The sequence below is a fragment of the Burkholderia sp. 22PA0106 genome (genome assembly GCF_047497155.1).
GTDB lineage: Bacteria > Pseudomonadota > Gammaproteobacteria > Burkholderiales > Burkholderiaceae > Burkholderia.
The window spans coordinates 1,199,408-1,218,590 of the sequence record NZ_CP163163.1 but is presented as its reverse complement, the minus strand read 5'-3'; the positions used below and the strand labels follow the sequence as shown (position 1 = coordinate 1,218,590).

Below are 19,183 nucleotides of genomic sequence, written 5' to 3'. Positions count from 1 at the left end.
TCAACACCCCAGGATCAGGCTGGCATTGCTGCCGCCGAATGCGAACGAATTGCTCATTACGTAGCGAGCACGCGCCTCGCCGCCGAGCCGCCGGGGCGTCTGCACCAGATCGAGCGGTGGCAGCGCCGGATCGGCCTCGCCGTCCCACACGTGCACCGGCAGCGCCATGCCGCGCGCCAGCGTCAGCCACGCGAACGCCAGCTCGGTCGCGCCCGCCGCGCCGAGCAGATGCCCGGTCATCGGCTTGGTACCGCTGGCGGGCACGCCGTCGGGAAAGACCTGCGCCATCACCTGGGCTTCCATCGCGTCGTTGTGCGGCGTGGCCGTGGCATGCAGGTTCACGTAGCCGAGCTGCGCGGCGCTCACGCCGGCATCGGCCAGCGCCTCGCCGAGCGCGAGACGCGCGCCGTGCCCCTGCGGATCGGGCGCGGAAATATGGTGGGCATCGCTCGATTCGCCCACCCCGGCCAGCCGGATCGCGCCTTCCTCGCGGCTCATCACGAACACCGCCGCGCCTTCGCCGATCGTGATGCCGCGACGGTGCCGGCTCATCGGGTTGGTGCGTTCCGGGCTGACCGATTCGAGCGAGGCGAAGCCCTGCGCGGTCAGCTCGCAGCAGGAATCCGCGCCGCCCACCACCACCGCGTCGCAGATCCCGAGCCGCAACAGGCGGCGCGCGGCGGCGAACGTCTTGGCGCTCGACGTGCAGGCGGTGGACACCGTGTAGGCCGGCCCCGACAGGCCCAGCGCGGCCTTGACGAACGGCGCGGCGGTGCCGATTTCCATCTGCCGGTAGTCGAAGCCGGGCGGCAGTGGTGCGACGGCCGGCGCGGCCGGCGCGGCGGCGCGCTGCGCGAACGCGCGTTCGGCCGCCTCGATGCCCGAGGTGCTGGTGCCGATCAGCACGCCGATGCGGGCCGGGCCGTAGCGCTCGCGGGCCGCCTCGACGGCGGGCGCGAGCTGCGCCAGCGCGGCCAGCAGCAGGCGGTTGTTGCGGCAGTCGTAATGCACCAGCGCGGGCGGCGGCGCGAGATCGAGCGGCGTGTCGACGCGGCCGGTGAAGCTTGCCGCGCCATCAACGCCGGGCCGGGCCTCGAGCGCCGCGCCGGCGCCGTTCGCCAGCGCCGCGACGATCGCCTCGACATCGGCGCCGAGCGCGTTGACCATGCCGAGCGCATGCAGATAAACCGGTGCCTGCTTCACGAGCCGACCTCCTGGTGACGCGGCACGGCGAGCGGCGCGAACACGACGGAAAACACGATGCCGAGCGCGAGCGTGGCGCCGAACGCGCGCAGCGCCGGCATGCCGCTCGCGCCGAGCATGCCGAACGACAGCAGCGTGGTGGCGGCCGACAGCAGCACGCCGGTCCAGACCGAGCCGGCCTCCGACGCCTCGCGTCGGCAACCTTCGCGCAGGAACACCGCGTAGTTGGCGCCCACGCCGAGCACCAGCATCAGCGCGAGCCAGTTGAACAGCGTGAGCGGAATGCGCAGATAGCCGAACACCGCGAGCGTGAGGCCGATCGCGAACGCCACCGGCAGCGTGGTCGCGACGCCGCCGCGCACGCCGTAGCGCCAGGCCAGCAGCGCGCCCACCACGAGCAGTGCGCCGCCGAGCCAGAGCGCGCTGTCGACGCGATACGCACCGAACAGGCGCGACACGCTGGCGGCCTTGTCGACGAACGTCACGCCGGGCACGCGGCGCGCACTGGCGGCCAGCGCGCCGAGCCGGGCCGCATCGATCCGGGCCGGCATCGCCAGCGCGGCGTAACCGCCTGCCGGCCCATCGACCGCGCCGAGCCACAAATGCCGGAACGGCGCCGACCAGCTCGCGGCGAGCCACGCCTCGACCGACAGCGGCGCGGCCGATGCATTCGCCGTCGATGCTTGCGCGAACGCCGCCAGCCACGCATCCGCCACCGTCTCGCGGAACCCCGCCCGCAGCAGCATCGCGCGCAGCGCGGCCGGATCGGCGAACACGCGCGAGGCCAGCAGCGCACGATCGCGCGCCTGCCGCTCGGCCGACGGCACGAACGCCGCGATCGACAGCAGGCCGCCCGCCCCGCCATCGCGCTTGCCGACCTCGGCCGTCAAGGCTTCGGCGCGGCGCAGCACCTCGTCGGGCGTGCGGCCCTGGATCAGAAAGAACTGCGAGGTGTCCGGCATGCCGACCGCGTCCCGCACCGCCTGCTCCTGGCGCACCAGGCCGGGATCGCGCTGGATCAGCAGATGGATGTCGTCGTCGCTGCGCAGGCCGAGCCAGCCCGGCACGCACGCGAGCGCCAGCAGCCCGGCCGCGAACCCTGCACGGCGGCCGGCCAGCAGCGCCTGCCAGGCGGCCAGCATGCGCGCGACGCGCGCGAACAGACGTGCCGGCGAACGGCGGGCGGGCCGCTCGAGCATCAGCGGCAGGAAACCGGTGACAGCGGCGAACGCGGCCACGATGCCGACCATCGCGAAGCAGGCGATCTGCGCCAGCACCGGAAACGGCACCCACATCAGGATCGCGTAGCCGAGCAGGCTGGTGGCCAGCGCCACGGCCAGCGCGGGCCGCACCGCCGCCGCGCCGCGCCAGGGCCGCCATTGCGCGCCGCTCGACAGGTACACGACGAAATACTGGATCGAATAATCGACCGCCTCGCCGATCAGGCTCACGCCGAACACCAGCGTCAACAAGTGCAGCTTGCCGAACAGCAGGATCGTGACGGCCAGCGCGCAGACGATGCCGAACGCCGTCGACGCGAACGCGAGCACGAGCAGGCGCGGCGAGCGGAACACGCCGAGCAGCAGCAGCGCGATGCCGGCCAGCGAGACCGCGCCGATCACATGCACGTCGCGCTCGGCGCTGGCGCGCGCCTGGTCGGCGTAGAACACCGCGCCGGTGCGCGCGATGCGCACGCCGGGATAGCCCGAGGCCAGCCCGCGTTCGGCGGCGGCCACCGCCTGCCGCACGGCCTGCTGCACCTTGGTTTCGTAGGGCGAGCCGGCAACCGGCGCGATCACCAGCACGCTGGTCGCGCCGTCGCGATGCGACACCAGCATGCCGTCTTCCAGCGCGAGCCGGCCGGCGCCGAGCGGCAACGCGGCGAGCCAGTGCTGGAGCCAGCCGAACGGATCGTCGTCGAGCGAGGTCGGCAACGCGTCGGTGGGCGGGGCGTAGAGGCGCCTGGCCAGCGCGTCGGACAGGGCCGCCGCGTCGCCCTGCGCGATCTGCGCGGCGTCCGCGTCGGTCAGCAGGCCGAAGCGCGCCGGCAGATAGGTGGCGGCGATTCGCGCCGGGTCGAACGGCGGCACGTCGACGGTCACCGCGCTGAACGCGCCGCTGGCCCGAAGCTGCGCGCCGAACGCCTTGGCGGCCGCCTTCGCGCGCGCCGCATCGGCATCGGTCACGAGGAACACGGCGCGGCCGCCCAGCGCCTGGCCGAGCTTGCCGACCGCCTGCTCGGCCACCGGATTCGACTCGCTGGCCGGCAGCAAGGCCAGCAGATCCGTTTGCAGCGGCGACGGGCCGGCCACGAAACGCCACGCGCAATACAGCACGGCCGCGAGCGCGACCAGCAGCCACGCGGCGCACCACCGGCCGCGTCGCGGCGTCTTGCCCGCCGTGCTCATCAGCGCGCCTCCAGCCAGGTGCGCTCAGGCCCGGACGGCGCCGCAACCCGCGACGTGCCGCTGAATTCGAGCGTCGTGCGGTTGCCGTTCGCATAGCCGATGACGAGCGTGTCCAGGAATTCGCCGCCGCTCATCTGCAACACGCCGAGCACCTGCCGGACCTGCGGCTGGTTCGGCCGCAATGTCATGCGCCAGCGCGCGGGCGTGCCGCTCGCCTCCACCTCGAACTGGGAATACAGCGCCGACAGGTCGCCGGACAGCATGCCGCGCATCATCTGCGACACCTGCGCCACGCCGCGCCCGCCGCCACTCGCCGGCACGGCCTGCCCGCTCGTGTCGATCTCGCGCACGCCGGTATCGGTGATCGCATAGGTCGCGCGGTAAGGCGTCTCGATGCGCCACACGATGCCCAGCGTGCGATCGATCAGCATCGATCCGGTGCTGACCAGCGGCCGGTTCATCGCGGCGAGCGTCTGGGTTTGCGTGAAGTGCGAACGGATCGTGCCGGCGCGCGCCAACTGCTGCGTGACGGTGCTGACAAGCGCGGCCGATGCGGATGCGGACGCCGTCTCGGCCGCCTGCGCGGCGTTCGCAATCGACGCGGCGACGATCACGGCCGCGCAGCCTGCGCCCATGACCCGCGCCGCGAAACGATGCAAGCGGCTCAAGCCCATTGCGCCTCCACGCGGGCAACCAGCGCCAGCGGCGAAACGAACTGGGTTTCCTGGGTGGCCGCCGCAACGGCAAGCTGGACCGTGTAGCCCTTGGTCAGACGCTGGCCGCTCGCCACATCGATCACTTCATAGCCGATCTTCAGGCGGTTCTCGAACTCGAGCAGCGTCGCGCGCACTTCGAGCCGCTGGCCGTAGACGGCCGGCCGCACGTATTTCAGATGCACCTCGACCACCGGCCACACGTAGCCCGAGGCCTGCATCGCCGGATAGTCGTAGTCGATCGCCCGCAGCAGCGCCGCGCGGCCGCTCTCGAAATACTTGAGGTAGTGACCGTGCCAGCAGACGTTCATCGCATCGACGTCATGGAACGGCACCTCCACGGGCGCTGCCGCGCGAATCGCCGGCCGGGCTTCGCTCATGCCGCCTCCGCGCCGATCGGCTCGCAGCCGGCCAGGCGCGCCGTCAGCGCGCGCAGTTCGTGTTCGAGCGGCCGGTCTTCCTCGACCAGCGGCGAGCCGCGATCGATCTCGGCGACGAACGCCTGCAACGCGGCCGGCAATGTCGCTTGCGGGGCCATCCGCTGACGCAGGCGCACCGCCTGCACGGTCGCCAGCGTGTGCGCGGCGGCCACCTGTTCGGTCAGTTCGAGCACGCGCAGGCAATCGCGCGCGGCGATCGTGCCCATGCTGACCTTGTCCTGGTTGTGCGATTCGGTCGAGCGCGAGAACACGCTGGCCGGCATCGTCTGCTTGAGCGCCTCGGCCGTCCACGCCGAACTGGAGATCTGCACGGCCTTGAAGCCGTGATTGATCGGCGCGCGGGCCGGCGTCGCGCCCGTCAGGTTGCGCGGCAGGCCGTTGCTGAATTTCTCGTCGACCAGCAACGCGAGCTGACGATCCATCAGGTCGGCGAGATTGGCCACGGCCGTCTTCAGCGCATCCATCGCGAACGCGATATGGCCGCCGTAGAAGTTGCCACCGTGCAGCACGCGCCCGGCGTCGGGATCGATCAGCGGATTGTCGTTGGCGCTGTTCAGCTCGTTCTCGATGTCGCGGCGCATCCAGCTCAGTGCGTCGCGCGTCACGCCGATCACGTGCGGTGCGCAGCGCACCGAATAGCGATCCTGCAGACGGCGCTCGGCCGAAGCCTCGCGGCCGGCCAGATCGTCGCGAATCCAGCGGGCCGCCTCGGCCTGCCCCGCGTGCGGCTTGGCCTCGAACAGCATCGCGTCGAAATGCTCGGCGCGGCCGTCGAGCGCCACCGTGGTCAGCGCCGTCAGGCGCGAGACGAGGCGCGTCAGGTAATCGGCGCGGGCGAACGCGAGGCAGGCCAGGCCGGTCATCACGGCCGTGCCGTTCATCAGCGCGAGGCCTTCCTTCGGCGCCAACGCAAGCGGCGCGCGGCCCAGCGCATGCCAGACGGCGTCGGCCGCCTGCTCGCTGCCGTCGAAGCGCACCGTGCGCTCGCCGGCCAGCGCGGCGGCCACATAGGACAGCGGCGTCAGGTCGCCGCTCGCGCCGACCGAGCCCTCGGACGGAATGCGCGGCAGGACGCGGTGATTGACGAGATCGGCCAGCCGTTCGAGCAGCAGCAGGCGCACGCCCGAATAGCCGTAGGCCAGCGACGTGAGCCGCGCGGCGACGATCGCGAGCGTTTGCGCATCGTCGAACCAGGCGCCCATGCCGCAACCGTGATACCGCGTCAGTTGCAACGGCAGCGCCTCGACCAGCGCGGGCGGCACCTCCACCACGCAGGCGTCGCCATAGCCGGTCGTCACGCCGTAGATGGTGCCTCCGCCGGCCAGATACTCGCGCAGCCATGCCGCGCCGCGCTCGATGCGCGCGCGCCAGTCGGCGCGCTCGCACAGCGCCACCGGCGCGCCGCGTGAAATCGCCACCACGTCCTCGATCGACAGGTGCCGCCCGCCAATTTCGACGGCGGGCAGCGCCGTGGCGCGAGCGGGTACGTTCAGGTCATGTTCGGCCACGAGGCTCTCCATCGGGCCGCGCCCAGAAGTCGAAGAAGTTGAACCATTGGTAAGGCGCCTTGCGGCAGTAGTGTTCGAGCCGCGCCGCGTAGCGCTGCGCCCAATGCGCCACGTGCGCGGCGCGCTCGCGGCGCGGCAGCGCGATGCGCTCGGCGAACGGCTCGAAATAAAGCCGGTAGTCGGCGCCTTCCTTCAGGCAGAAGAACAGATAGACGGGGCAGCCGAGCGCGTGCGCCAGCACGTAGGGCCCTTGCGCGAACGAGGCGTCGGCATCGAGGAAGCGGGCCTCGACGGTTTTCCCGCCATCGCGCGGCGGCACGCGGTCGCCGACGATCACCAGCAATTCGCCGGCATCGATGCGGGACTGCATCATGATCGCCGTGTCGGGGCCGAAGTCGGACACCTCGACCAGATGCTCGCTGAAGTTCGGGTTGGCATTGGCCAGCACGCTGTTGAAGCGCTTCGCGTGCTCGGTATAGACGATCGCCGTGACCTTCGCCTTCACGTCGCGCCGCGCCAGCGCGCGCGTCATTTCAAGGTTGCCGAGGTGCGCGCCGATCACCAGCGCGCCGCGCCCACTGGCGGCCCAGGCGTCGAACGCGTCGGTGTCGTCGAAGCGCACGCGCAGGCTGCCGGCCCCGCCCGACCACGCGACGAACTTGTCGAAGCCCGACTGCGCGAAGCTCAGCATGTGCCGATAGCTGCTGCGCCAGCCCGGCGCGGGCGACGTGCCGCCGGCCTCCACCGTTTCGAGACGCCGGAAATAGCCCTGCGAGGCCAGCCGCGCCGCGCGGTTGGTCAGCACGAAGTACGCGACGATCGGATACAGCCACATCGCGGTGAACCGCGTGCCGAGCCAGCGGCAACTGAGCGCGAGCAGCGCCATGCCGAGCCGGCTGCCGCGCTCGGGCGTGCGCCACCACGAGCGCTTGCCCGCCGCCGCGCCGCGCGGACCGGCCAGCCGCCGCGCCAGCAGCCACGGCGCGCGCGGCAGCATGCCGGCCACCAGCCGCGTGTGGCTCGTGCTGATCCGTACGTTGTCCCAGAACATGTCGAAGTGCGACACGCCGTTCTCGGGGTAGACCACGCGTGTATCGATGGTGCGGAACGGCAGCCCGCGCCAGTGCAGCCGCACCAGGATCTCGCTGTCGAAGCACATGCGCGTCGGCAGGTTCACGGCGTCGATCAGCCGGCACGCCGCGTCGAGCGGATACAGGCGAAAGCCGCACATCGAATCGGGGATGTCGAGCGACAGCGTCTCGATCCAGACCCACACGTGCGTCAGGTAACGGCCGTACAGCCGCGCCTTCGGCACGCTGGCGTCGAAGCGCGGGCGGCCCAGCACCACGGCGTCGGGCTCGGCCCGCGCCGCCGCGACGAACGCCGGCACGTCGGCCGCGTCGTGCTGGCCGTCGGCGTCGATCTGGATCGCATGTGTGTAGCCGGCCGCCCGCGCCGCGCGCAGCCCGGCCATCACCGCCGCGCCCTTGCCGCCGTTGACCGGCAGCCGCAGCAGCGTCATGCGCCCGGCGTACTGCTCCGCCAGTGCGTTCAACGTGGTTTGCGTCGGGGGATCGCTGCCGTCGTCCACCACGATCATCGGCAGATGGTGTACGGCGAGCCGCGCCAGCGTGCCGCCGATGGCCGCGCCGTGGTTGTAGATCGGGATCACGATGCAGATCGCGGGCGTCATGGCGTCTCCGCGTAGACGATCGTGCCGGACGTGCAATCGCGCTCGCCGCGCCGGAACGCGAAGCGCACGCGGCCGCGTTCGGCGTCGTGCGCGAGGCTCAGCACCAGCACGGCGCCGGGCAGCACCGGCGCCTTGAATTTCAGATGATCGATCGCCTGCACGGCATCGAACGCCACGATCTCGCCGCGTGCGATGCGCACCGCCCAATCGATCTGCACGACGCCCGGCAGGATCGGGCAACCGGGGAAATGCCCGGCGAAATGCGCAAGCGTCGGCGGCACGCGCAGTTCGGCATGCCAGCCCTGCGCGTCGCGCCATTCGGCCAGCCGCTCATAGCCTTCCGGCGCGGGGGCGAACGCGGCGGCAAGCGCCGCGGCCGGCAGCTTGCCACGCGCGTCGAACGGCATCGCCAAGCGGAAACGCCAGTGGCGCGGCAGCGCGACGGGATCGAAGTAGGCGCCGAGGTCATGACGCAAGGCGGCCGCCACGGCCAGGCGCCCCTGTTCGCGCAGCGCCGCCTGGCCGGCGTCGCTCAACACCGCCACCACGCCGATCCGCTCGCGTGACGCGCCATCCACGCGCGTGGCGGCCGCCTGCGCGACGAACCGGTGCGCCACGATGCGCGCCTCGAGTTCGGGCAGCGAGACGCGCTTGCCGTCGAGCTTGACGACGCGGTCCAGCCGCCCGGTCAGCGCGAAACGGCCGTCCGCGTCGAGGCGGATCGAATCGTCGGTGCGATACCAGTCGTCATGGCCCAAGTGCGCCGAGCGCAGGCTCAGTGCGCCATCGTCGTCGCGACGCACCGCGATGCCCGTCAGCGGCTGCCAGCTCGCGGAGCGGTCCTGACGCCGCCAGGCGATGCCGCCGGTTTCGGTGCTGCCGAAGATTTCGAGCGGCGCCGCGTCGAACGCGAACGCATAGGCCTGCGCCGTGTCCGGAGACAGTGGGCCGCCCGACGAGAAGAACCGCAGCGGTTGCGTGGCGGGCGCGCCGGCCGCATCCGGCACGGCGAACCCCGGCAGTTGCGGCCAGCGGGCAAGCTGCGACGGCGTGGACACCACCACCGTGGCGCCGCACGCCGCGGTTCGCGCGCGCCAGTTCGCCGGCTCCAACGACAGCGCGCGATCGAAGGCGCGGCCGGCCGCGAGCGGCCACAGAATGCGGAACAGCAAGCCGTAGATATGGTGATGCGGCACGCTCGACAGCGTCACCGCGCCACCGATCTGCGCGCCCCACTCGCCTTGCAGCGTGCGCACCTCGGCATCGAACTGGGCCAGCGTCTTGTGCACCGGCTTGGCCGTGCCGCTGCTGCCCGAGGTGTAGAGCGTGATCGCGGCATCGGCGGCGATCGTCATCGAGGGCACGGCCCCCGTTACGTCGTCGAGCGCGGCCAGCCACGCCGCATCGAGCAGCACGTCGTAGGCCGGCTTCAGGGCGTCGAGATAGCCCGGCGCCGCGCTGGCGGGAATCACCGCCTCACCGCCGAGCGCCATCGCGGCGAACAGCGCGCAGGCGAAATCGTAGGGATCTTCCGTGCAGATCGCGACGCGGCGCGCGGCATCGCCGGCATCACGGGGCTCGCTTGCGTCACCGGCGTCACCAGCCTTACCGGGCTCGCCGGCCGCAAGCGCACGCGCGATCGCCGCGACGCGGGCGCGAAACTGCGCCAGCGTCAGCGCCGCGTCGCCGTCGCGACAGACCACCGTGGCGAGATCCGCCTCGCCCTGCAACAGTTGGTGCAATGCGATCATGCCGCGCCGCCTCGCGCATGGCGCGGCATCACGACCCTCTGCCGCCAGAGCCACTCGCCGGCCAGCAGCGCGCCGATCAGCACATAGACGATCGCGCCGTTATAGAGCGACCACGTGGCCCGGCTCCAGTACAGCGCGGTATATACGGAAAACAGTCCGTTCAGCAGGAAGAACGCGCACCACACCTGCGTGACGCGGCGCGTGTAGCGCACGATGTGCGGCCCCGGGTTCGGGAAGCGCAGGCGCGCGAACCGCTCGATCATCGACGGCCCGTTCACGAGCGTCGCGCCGAACGCCGCCAGCAGGCCCGCGCTGACGAAGGCCGGATACAGATGCAGCAGCAACTCGCTGTCGGCCGCCGCGATCGCCACCGACAACGCGCCCAGCATCACGGCCACGCACCAGTCGAGCCGCGTGAGCCGTTTCAGCGCCGCGGCCGCCGAGGTGCGGTCGCCGCCGCAGCGCAGCCACAGCATCACGATCAGCAGGCAGCCCAGATAGCGCGGCGACACGCCTCGCCAGGCGAGCAGCATGGTGAGCGGATAGCCGAGCGCCAGCGCCGCCCGCACGGCGATGCCGCGCAGGCCGGGCCGATCCGGCACCGCCGTGTGCTCCGGCGCGCTCACGCTCATCGTGCGCGCGCGAGCAGCGTGTGCACGGCGGCGATCACGTCGCCCACCGTGCGCACCGATTTGAACTCCTCCGGCTTGATGCGCTGCCCGGTCATTTCCTGCAGCTTGATGGCGAGGTCGACCGCATCGATGCTGTCCAGGTCGAGTTCCTCGAACAGATGCGTTTCGGGTTGCACGCCGGCCGGATCGATGCCGAAGTTCTCGTTGAAGATGGCGCGGATGCGCTCAAGGATTTCTGCGTCGGTCACGAATCATTCCCCGTTGGCCATGACGATGTCGGCCGCCTCGCGCGGCGCCTGCTGAGCCTCGATCAACGCGACCAGCGTGTTGACCGAGCGAAAGTGCTCGCGCGTCGACGCGTCGTTGGCGGCGATCGTCAGATTGAATTGTTTGCGCAGCATGATGCCGACTTCGAGCGCGTCGACCGAGTCGAGGCCGATGCCGTCGGTGGTGAACAGCGGCACGTCATCGCCGATATCGTCCACGGTCATGTCTTGCAGATCGAGCAAGTCGATCAGCAAGCGCTTAACTTGCAGCTTTAAAGTATCCATGTTCGATCAGATTCAGGGTGATGTGCGACTCGACGGAACGCGCGATCTCGCGCGCCGCGAGCGGCGTCGCGGCGGCACCATGCAAGCGGTCGGCGTCGATCGGATCGAGCGCGTGGATGCGCATCCGGAATGCGCGCGGCGGCACGTGATACCAGCGCCGCGCCTTGGTGAAGACCGGCGGATCGCAATCGATGAGCACCGGCTGGATCGGGCTGCGCGATTGCAGCGCCATGTGGGCGAAGCCGCGCGAGAACGCGTGCAGGCGGTCGCCGCCCGGGCTGCGCGTGCCTTCCGGAAAGATGATCATGGTGTAGCCGGCCGCGAGATGGCGGGCGCCGGCTTCGACGAGTTCGAGCGCGTCGGCGTTGCTGACGTATTCGGCCGCCCGCACGATGCCCCAGAAGCACGGGTTGCCCCAATGGCCGCGCTTGACGACGCAGCACGCCTTCGGCGTCAGCGACAGCAGCACCATCACGTCGAGCCAGGTCGGATGATTGGCGACGATGATCGACGCGTGCCCCGCGCGCAGCCGGGCCGCGCCCGTCACCTCGAGCCGCATCACGCCGATCGCCTGCAGCACGGCCACCAGCACCCGGAAGAAGTGATGGATGATGAACGTCACCGCGCGCCGACGCGAATCGCGATGCGGCCACAGCGTGCCCACCAGCATCACGGTCAGCGAGAACAGCGAGCCGCACAACGTGAACAACGCCAGGCAGAACCCCGTCGCGAACAGCCGCCAGCCGTACTCAGGCCGCGCGATCATGCCAGCTCCATCGCCAGGTCGCATCCCGACCACGCCAGATCGCGGCGCCTTGCCCGTTCAGGCAGTGCCGCAGCGCCGCGCTCTGGGTCGCGCAGGCAGCGCCGGCCGCGCCGGCATCGGTGCCGTCGCCTGCGGTCATTTCGCAGTGCAGATCGCCGCGTGCGTCGGTGCCGTCGATGAGGATCGCCAGCGCTTCGCTGTCGGCGATATCGTCGTGGGCGGCGTAGAGATCGTTGAGGTCGTTGGCCGGTTCGTCGGCGTAGACGAGCAGCACGGGCGGCGCGCAAGCCGGCCCGGACTCGGCTTGCGCATGCGCTTCGAGCAGCGCGTAGCCGAGCGTTTCATTACCTGAGGAGAGCGCCGTGGCGGCCGAGCGGTCGCGGCGCACGATGCCGAACATGCCGCTCGCGGCATTGAGCACCGACAGGCCGAACGCGGTGGGCGACACCGGCTCGCCGCTCGCGATGGCGTCGAGCAGCGCGGTGGTGCGGGTCAGTTCGCCATGGCGCGATGCGAACACCATGCGCAGCGCCGCACGATCGCCTGCGCAGTTGTCGGCGGCCTGCAAGGCGAGCCGCGACAGGCCGCTGAGGCGCCGCCGCATCATCGGTTCAATGAATCGCACATCCACGTTATCGGATGCGGAAATCGACGCCCATCGGGTGATCGGCATGGTCCAATGCAAATCGGCCACTTTTGCACTCTTTAAAATTTTTATCAAAACGTCTTTGGTGCTGCTGCAAACCTTTTTCGGAAACGCTTTGACGCGTTTTTCCGCTGTTTGCATGACAGCTTTGCAAGCCAAGCATTCCCGAACGCTCGTTGCCGAGCGCCGAGCGAAACGCATGCCGTGCCGGTTTTCCGGCCACCCAGGCGCGTTCCCAGCGAATCGGCAACATCGTTTCCCGGATCTCGAGGCCCGATGAGAACGATTAACACTCCAGAATACTTGCAGCACGACTCCCGCGTGCGGCGCGGATTCTAACAGATGCTCACGGCAACGCAATCATCCGCAACCCGCGCGTATTGCAAATCAGAAATTTCTGTTCTTGCCAGGAGAATATCGGCGTAAGGACGACGTTCTTTAATGTATTGATAAGGTCGGCCGATATTTTTTAGATAGCATGCGAGGCGATCGCATTGCGCCCATGTCGGATCCAGAAAACACCGGGACGGTATTCGGATCGCAAGCGTTTGCGCGACGGCGTCGGCCGCCGTCGCGCTTCAAAACCCTACCGTTCAGCCGTCGACGTAATCGATCCCGGTCAACGGCCCGAGATGCGCGATCGACGTGAAGTGATTCTTCTCGGTCGTGTCGATATCGAATTCGAGCACGTTGCCGCCGAGGTCCGTCACGAATGCGCGGCGGCCCGGCTCGTCGAGCGACAGCCCGATGCCTTCCTTCAGCCCGTGCGCCAGCACTTCGTGATTGACCAGCCCGTCGGGCATGACGTGCGCGCGGTTCAGCGTATTGCCGTCGTGCGCGTCGTCGCCGCGGTCGGTCCAGTACAGCACGTTTTCCTGCGTATCGATGTCGAGATCGATCGGCTCGGGCAGCTTGTCGAGCAGGCACACGACATCGGGGCGGGCCGCCGGCGAGGCGCCGGCCGGCAGGTCGAGGCCGGCGCGGAAGATCCGGCCTTCGCCGGCGTCGGGTGCGCCCTTCTGCGTCCAGTACAGATGGCCGTTCGGCTTGTCGAGCGCGATGCCCACGCAGTGGCGGATGGCGTCGGCGGTGTCGGCCGGGAACTCGCCCGTCTTGACGAGCACCGTGACGTCCGAGCCGTCGAGCCGCGCGCGCATCACGCGCATGCCTTCGCGGTCGCACCAGTAGATCAGGCCGCCTTCGATGTCGAGCGCGAGTTCCTTCGGCGTGCCGGCCAGGCCGGACGCCACCAGCACGCGGTGATCGCTGCCGTCGAGATTCGCGCGCTCGATCGTGCCGTCGTTGGGGGGCACCGCGCCGGCCGCCGGATCGGAATCGATCAGGTGAACGCCGCTGCCCATGTTGGACCAGTAGATGACGCCGTTCTCGGCATCGACCTTGATGCCGTCGGGCGTGAACGTCAGGTTCGTGACGACCGCTTCGTGCGAGCCGTCGGACGACAGCGCGATGATCGCGGGCGGGCGGGTTTGCAGAACGTACAGCGTGCCGTTTCTCTTTGCATCCACGATGACTTCCTCCATTGGGACGGACAGGACTGCCGGGGGCGAATACGTCGGGAACCGCAAGCGGAATGACAGGAATCCGCCGCATTGCAACATGGCATCGAACGCGTTCAAGCAGCGTCGGCCAGCTTCAATGCGGTGAGTTTAGCCGCGCCGCAGCAAAGATGCAGTGTGGCGGGTGGGGATGTCATGGAGATGGCGGGGGCGGAAGGGGCGCCACCGAAGCGCGAGGCCGAGCGGCCAGGACGCGGGAATTGCCGGCCCGGGCGGCATCCGCATGCCGTCACCGAGCCAAAAAGAGCCGAACCGGGCCGAGAACCAGACCGGCCCGGCAAGAGCATCAAGCCGCCAACCGCCCATCCTCCACCCGGAACACCGACACCGCCCCATGCAGCGCATGCGCCTGCTCGCGCAGCGCCGCCGCAGCGGCCGACGCCTGCTCGACCAGCGCGGCGTTCTGGATGGTGGCGTCGTCGATGTGCGCGATCGCGCGGCCGACCTGCTCGATGCCGTCGTTCTGCACGTCGGAGGCGGCGGCGATCTCGCTCATGATCAGGTTCACGCGTCGCACCGAGCCGAGAATTTCCTCCATCGTCTGCCCGGCGTCCTGCACCTTGGTCGAGCCGAGCCGCACGCGGCTGACCGAATCCTCGATCAGCGCCTTGATTTCCTTCGCGGCGGTGGCCGCGCGCTGCGCGAGCGAACGCACCTCGGTGGCGACCACGGCGAAGCCGCGGCCCTGCGGGCCGGCGCGCGCCGCCTCGACGGCCGCGTTCAGCGCCAGGATGTTGGTCTGGAACGCAATGCCCTCGATCACCGAGATGATGTCGGCGATCCGGGCCGACGCGGTGGAAATGTCGTCCATGGTGCTGACCACGTCGCGCATGCTCTCGCTGCCGCGCGCCGCCACGTCCTCGGCGGTGGTGGCCAGCTCGCTGGCCTGCTTGGCGCTCGCGGAGTTCTGCTTGACGGTGCCGGTCAGTTGCGCCATCGAGGCGGTGGTCTGCTCCAGCGACGCCGATTGCGATTCGGTGCGCGTCGACAGATCCTCGTTGCCCTGCGCGATCTGCAGGCTCGCGCTGAGCACGCCGTCGGCATGCGTGCGCACGTTGCCCACCACGTCGCGCAACGCGCCGCGCATGCGGTCCATGGTGGCCAGGATGCTGTCGGTGTCGCCCGGGCTCACGTTGGCCTGCTGCACCAGCGATCCCTCGCGGATCGCATTGGCGAGGTGGCGCACCTCGTCCGGCTCGCCGCCGAGCGCGCGCGTGATGTCGCGGCTGATCAGCCAGGCGATCAGCGCGCCCACCACGATCGCCACGCCGGTCAGCACCAGCATCAGCAACTGGAACGTGCGGCCGACCTGGCGCGCCGATTCGGCCTGCACCTTGTTCAGCGCCTCTTCCATGTCGATGAACGCATTGATGTCGTTGAGCCACTGCACGAACGCCGGCCCGGCCTGCTTCAGCACGGTGTCCTGCGCGCCGGCCTGGTCGCCGCCGGTGCGCGCCTGCAGCACGGTGGCGATCAGCGGCATCACGCGCGCCTCGTCCTGGCGGATTCGCGCGAACATGGCGCGCTCGTCGTCGGAGGCCTGCTTGCGATCGGCCACCTGCGCCGTCAGCGGCGCGGCAGCCCGTTGATAGTCCTCGTTCAGCGCGGCGATGTGCGCGGCCACGCGCGGCACGTCGTCGGCCGGCACCAGCACCGCGTCGCGCAGCGCGATGGCGCGGTCGTGGACGCTGCCGCGAAACGCGATCGCGTAGGTCTCCTTGACGCTGTTCACGTCGTTGATGGTCGCCAGACTCGCGTTGATCATGTTGACCCGAAAGATCCCGATGACGGTCAACGCCACCAGAATCAACAACACCACGCCGAATCCCGCTGCCACCCGCGTGCCTACCCGTATGTCTTTAAGAAGCAACATCTTCGCCTCACTATTATTTATGTGGACCCGATAATCTCACACTATGGAATTCGCTCGAAATGCCTTCGCTCAATGAGGGCAATAGCAAAAAACTAACGGCGGGTCAGCCGCGCGTCCGCGCGTGCCGCCCGCCGCGAAACAGCGACATCACCAGCACTGGCACGGGCAGCATCACGGCCACCAGAATCCATGTCAGCACATAGACGGACTGGATTCCGCTGTTCTGCAGATTGATATAGAGCTTGACCGGGATGCCCTGCGGGAAATACGAGAACACCGCGACGATGCCGAACTCGCCGACGATCCGCACCCAGGTCACGAGCGCGCCGGTCGTCAGCTCGCGCGCGGCGAGCGGCAGCGTGATGCGCAGGAAGGTGCGCGCGGGCGACGCGCCGAGATCCTGCGACGCCTCCTCCAGCACGCCCGGCACGTTCTCGAACGCGGTGCGCGCCGCGATCACGAAATAGGCGAGCCCGCCGTAGACCTGCGCGACGATGAACGAGCCGGCATTGTTGTTCAGCGACAGCCCGAGCGCGCCGAGCGCGCGGCCCGCCGTGCCATACGGTCCGTAGGCCGACACCAGCAGGATCCCCATCGCCAGCGACGGCATCAGCAGCGAATACAGCACCAGCACGTTGACGCAGGCGCCCAGCCGCGAGCGCGTGCGGGCCAGCCAGATCGCCAGCGGCAACCCGAGCGCGACGATCGCGAGCATCGCCCAGGTACTGAGCACCGCCGACACGCCCACCGCATGCCAATCGCCGTACGCCGCGCTCAGTTGCCCCCAGCGCGTGTCGTGCATCAGCGACAGCAGTGGCAGCATCAGCAACGCGAGCGCCGGCACGAACCCGATCCAGGCCATGCCGGCGGGATGACGCAACGGCAAACGCAGCGGCAGCCGCGCCGAGACCCAAGCCGGCATCGCTACGCGCCCGACGAGGCGACCGTCACGGATACAGCGCCTCGCCCTTCGGCGCGCCGTAACCGTTCTGGCGGAAGATCGCCTGGCCCGCCGCGCTGTTCAGGAACGCCGCGAAACCGCGCGCCGCCTCGGGGTTCGGCGCGTTCTTCAGCACCGCCGCGTAGAACACCAACGGTTGCGGGCGCAACGTTTTCGGCCGGCCCGACGGATCGGTGATCGGGAACGACACGTTGGCGTACCAATCCTTCGCATACTTCGGATTGCTCAGGTTGATCTCGTCGGGCAGCGCGATATAGGGCAGCCCGGCCGAGATCGTCGCGCTTTCGTAGCCGGACGAGGCATCCACCTGCCCCGCTTCGAGGCGCGTCAGCAAGCCGCCCTCGCCGAACACCTGCTGCGGATTGTCCGTATCGCCCAACACCTGGCGGGCCAGCTCGGGCTGCGCGTAATACTTCGCGGCCAGCATCATCGTGAAGACGATGTTCTGCCCTTGCGGATCGACCCGCGCATCGGTCCGGCCGAACCGCAGGCCGGGCGTCTGGAGCACCTTCCACCAAGGCTCGCCGCCATGACGGCTGGCTTCGAGCTGCCTGGCGAACGCGCTCTTCGGATTGAACGCGATCACCATGCTGGTGCTGGCGACCGGCACCGCCTGGTCGATCAGGTTCGCATCCTTCAGGATCTGCATCGGGCCGGGCGTGATCGACACGAACACGTCCGCGACGATCTTCTTCGACGCCAGCAGGCGCGCCATGCCGTAGGCGCCCTCGCCCTGCCCTTCGTACTGCAGATTGGCGGTCTTGGCGAACGCCGGGCCGAGGCCCTTGTCCATCACCACGCCCATCGAGCCGGCATAGGTCACGCGCAGCGCCGGTTCGGCGTGCGCCGCGCCGGCCGCGCCGAGCGCCACGGCGAGCCCGAGGCCGATTCCGAGCCCGCCGATGAGCCGCCGGGCCGCGGCGCGTCGAGTCATGTGCATTGCAGCGGCGCCCGGCATCAGAACTTGTGGCGCAGGCCGACGCGCACCGCGAGCTGGTTGTTCGCGCCGCCGCCCGAATTGCCGATGAAGCTCGAGCTCGAACCGATCTCGGCCTGCACCGGCACCACGCGCCCGCCGATCGTGTTGCTGCCCGAGGCGCGCTGATAGATGCCGACCAGATACACGTCGGTGCGCTTGGACAGCGCGTAGTCCACCGCGCTGTTGAACTGGTTCCAGTGGCCGGCGAAGCCGCCCGTCAGTTCCTGGAACGTGTAGCCGAGGCCGACGTTCAACGCGGTCGTGAGGCCGTACTTGCCGCCGATTTCGTAGTTGTTCATCGTCGAGGCGCGGCCCGCGATCGGCACGAAGCGCGTGTGGGTCCAGTTGCCCCACACGGTGCCCGCGCCGATCAGGTAGCGCGCGCCGATGCCGAGCGTTTCGAGCTCGTGCAGGCCGCCCGTATTGACGTTTGCGGCGGTCACGCTGAACGCCGGCGTCGCGCCGTTCGGGAAGCGGATGGCGGTGTACGCGGCGCCCGCGGCGAACGGCCCCTGCGCATAGTTCAGGCCGAAGCTGTAGGTGCTCGACGAGCCTTGCGTGGTGGTGGTGGGCTGGCCGGCGAACGCGCCTGCCTGATTCGAAAAACCGTACAACGCGCCGAACGTGAAGCCCGCGAAGTTCGCGCTGTTGAACTTGACCGAGTTGTTGATCCGGCTCGACGTCAGTTGGTCGAGATCGTTGATATGGAACGCGTAATTGCCCGCGACCGTCTGGTTGCCCATCGTGTAGTTGCCGCCGATGTACTCGGTCGACAGCGAGTATTGACGGCCGAACGACAGCGACCCGACGTTCTCCTTCGACAGGCCGACCGACGCCTGGCGGCCGAACAGCGCGCCGCCCTGGCCGAGCGTGCCGTCGCCCGAGCTGAAGCCGCTTTCGAGCACGAAGATCGCCTTGAGGCCCGAGCCGAGATCCTCGCTGCCGCGAATGCCCCAGCGGCTGCCCTGCGCCACGCCGTCGCCGAACTTGACCAGGCTCTTGCTGGTGCCGGTGGCCGTGGCGGCGTGGTTCACGTACGTAACGCCGGAATCGATGATGCCGTACAGCGTCACGCTGCTTTGCGCGTGCGCGGTCACGCCGACGCATCCGAGCAGGACGGTCGCGGTCGTCTTCTTCATGTCTTGATCCTTTCTGATTATCGTGTGGGGCAGTTCGCCGCATGAGGCCCGATCGACGTGGTCTTCGTCGCAGGCCGCACAGGCTGTCGCTCGTGCGGGAGCGATCCATCGCGCGTGAAAATGTGGTGGCGCGTTATGGCTGGCGAAATATAGCGATCCGTTATCGACGCGTAAAGACGCCCTGACCGCCAACGTCGATCAAACGCAACGCTTTCCGAATACAGTTCGCGGCGTGCCCGGGAAACACAGTTGCAAGACGTTGCGCGCACATCGAAACGGGATCCGGATGCCCCAATGCGAAGCGGGGGCCATGCCTGCCGGCATGGCCCCCGCTTGTTCCTGC

The 19,183-nt window shown here is 69.3% G+C and carries 17 protein-coding genes; all 17 read right to left on the bottom strand.

Going from position 1 to position 19,183, the window contains the following annotated elements; translation table 11 throughout:
* The 17 genes from AB4850_RS20395 to AB4850_RS20315 all read right to left on the bottom strand — a co-directional run bounded on the left by AB4850_RS20395 (position 1) and on the right by AB4850_RS20315 (position 18,840).
* Positions 1-1,203 (bottom strand): beta-ketoacyl-[acyl-carrier-protein] synthase family protein, encoded by a 1,203-nt coding sequence (locus AB4850_RS20395; RefSeq protein WP_414444804.1) that lies wholly within the window; start codon positions 1,201-1,203, stop codon positions 1-3.
* Positions 1,200-3,611 (bottom strand): MMPL family transporter, encoded by a 2,412-nt coding sequence (locus tag AB4850_RS20390; protein ID WP_414444803.1) that lies wholly within the window; start codon positions 3,609-3,611, stop codon positions 1,200-1,202. Before AB4850_RS20390 ends, AB4850_RS20395 begins: the two co-directional genes overlap by 4 nt.
* Positions 3,611-4,285, bottom strand: coding sequence for an outer membrane lipoprotein carrier protein LolA (locus AB4850_RS20385; RefSeq protein WP_414444802.1), 675 nt, complete (start codon positions 4,283-4,285; stop codon positions 3,611-3,613). Before AB4850_RS20385 ends, AB4850_RS20390 begins: the two co-directional genes overlap by 1 nt.
* Positions 4,276-4,704 (bottom strand): acyl-CoA thioesterase, encoded by a 429-nt coding sequence (locus AB4850_RS20380; protein ID WP_414444801.1) that lies wholly within the window; start codon positions 4,702-4,704, stop codon positions 4,276-4,278. Before AB4850_RS20380 ends, AB4850_RS20385 begins: the two co-directional genes overlap by 10 nt.
* Positions 4,701-6,272, bottom strand: a complete 1,572-nt coding sequence (locus AB4850_RS20375; protein WP_414444800.1) for an HAL/PAL/TAL family ammonia-lyase — start codon at positions 6,270-6,272, stop codon at positions 4,701-4,703. Before AB4850_RS20375 ends, AB4850_RS20380 begins: the two co-directional genes overlap by 4 nt.
* Positions 6,259-7,965, bottom strand: a complete 1,707-nt coding sequence (locus tag AB4850_RS20370) for a glycosyltransferase family 2 protein (RefSeq protein WP_414444799.1) — start codon at positions 7,963-7,965, stop codon at positions 6,259-6,261. The genes AB4850_RS20375 and AB4850_RS20370 overlap by 14 nt, the downstream gene beginning before the upstream one ends.
* Positions 7,962-9,716 (bottom strand): AMP-binding protein, encoded by a 1,755-nt coding sequence (locus AB4850_RS20365; RefSeq protein ID WP_414444798.1) that lies wholly within the window; start codon positions 9,714-9,716, stop codon positions 7,962-7,964. Before AB4850_RS20365 ends, AB4850_RS20370 begins: the two co-directional genes overlap by 4 nt.
* A complete protein-coding gene (locus AB4850_RS20360; protein ID WP_414444797.1) occupies positions 9,713-10,348 on the bottom strand; it encodes a hypothetical protein in 636 nt (211 codons plus the stop codon). The genes AB4850_RS20365 and AB4850_RS20360 overlap by 4 nt, the downstream gene beginning before the upstream one ends.
* On the bottom strand, positions 10,345-10,596 hold the full coding sequence (locus tag AB4850_RS20355; RefSeq protein WP_414444796.1) for an acyl carrier protein: 252 nt from the start codon (positions 10,594-10,596) through the stop codon (positions 10,345-10,347). The genes AB4850_RS20360 and AB4850_RS20355 overlap by 4 nt, the downstream gene beginning before the upstream one ends.
* 3 nt (positions 10,597-10,599) lie before the next feature.
* The gene (locus AB4850_RS20350) at positions 10,600-10,899 is read right to left on the bottom strand and encodes an acyl carrier protein (RefSeq protein ID WP_414444795.1); all 300 of its coding nucleotides are present in this window, start codon (positions 10,897-10,899) and stop codon (positions 10,600-10,602) included.
* Entirely contained in the window at positions 10,874-11,665 is a 792-nt protein-coding gene (locus tag AB4850_RS20345) for a lysophospholipid acyltransferase family protein (RefSeq protein ID WP_414444794.1), read from the bottom strand. Before AB4850_RS20345 ends, AB4850_RS20350 begins: the two co-directional genes overlap by 26 nt.
* Complete coding sequence (locus AB4850_RS20340) at positions 11,649-12,359, bottom strand: beta-ketoacyl synthase chain length factor (protein WP_414445567.1); 711 nt, start codon at positions 12,357-12,359, stop codon at positions 11,649-11,651. Before AB4850_RS20340 ends, AB4850_RS20345 begins: the two co-directional genes overlap by 17 nt.
* 545 nt (positions 12,360-12,904) lie before the next feature.
* Positions 12,905-13,837: a hypothetical protein gene (locus AB4850_RS20335; protein ID WP_414444793.1), complete on the bottom strand. Its 933-nt coding sequence runs from the start codon at positions 13,835-13,837 to the stop codon at positions 12,905-12,907.
* Positions 13,838-14,174: 337 nt separating this feature from the next.
* The gene (locus AB4850_RS20330) at positions 14,175-15,761 is read right to left on the bottom strand and encodes a methyl-accepting chemotaxis protein (RefSeq protein WP_414444792.1); all 1,587 of its coding nucleotides are present in this window, start codon (positions 15,759-15,761) and stop codon (positions 14,175-14,177) included.
* 103 nt (positions 15,762-15,864) lie between these two features.
* Complete coding sequence (locus AB4850_RS20325) at positions 15,865-16,683, bottom strand: molybdate ABC transporter permease subunit (RefSeq protein ID WP_414444791.1); 819 nt, start codon at positions 16,681-16,683, stop codon at positions 15,865-15,867.
* Positions 16,684-16,708: 25 nt separating this feature from the next.
* On the bottom strand, positions 16,709-17,656 hold the full coding sequence (locus AB4850_RS20320) for an extracellular solute-binding protein (RefSeq protein WP_414444790.1): 948 nt from the start codon (positions 17,654-17,656) through the stop codon (positions 16,709-16,711).
* Between the two features lie 23 nt (positions 17,657-17,679).
* Complete coding sequence (locus AB4850_RS20315) at positions 17,680-18,840, bottom strand: porin (RefSeq protein ID WP_414444789.1); 1,161 nt, start codon at positions 18,838-18,840, stop codon at positions 17,680-17,682.
* Between the last annotated feature and the right edge of the window lie 343 nt (positions 18,841-19,183).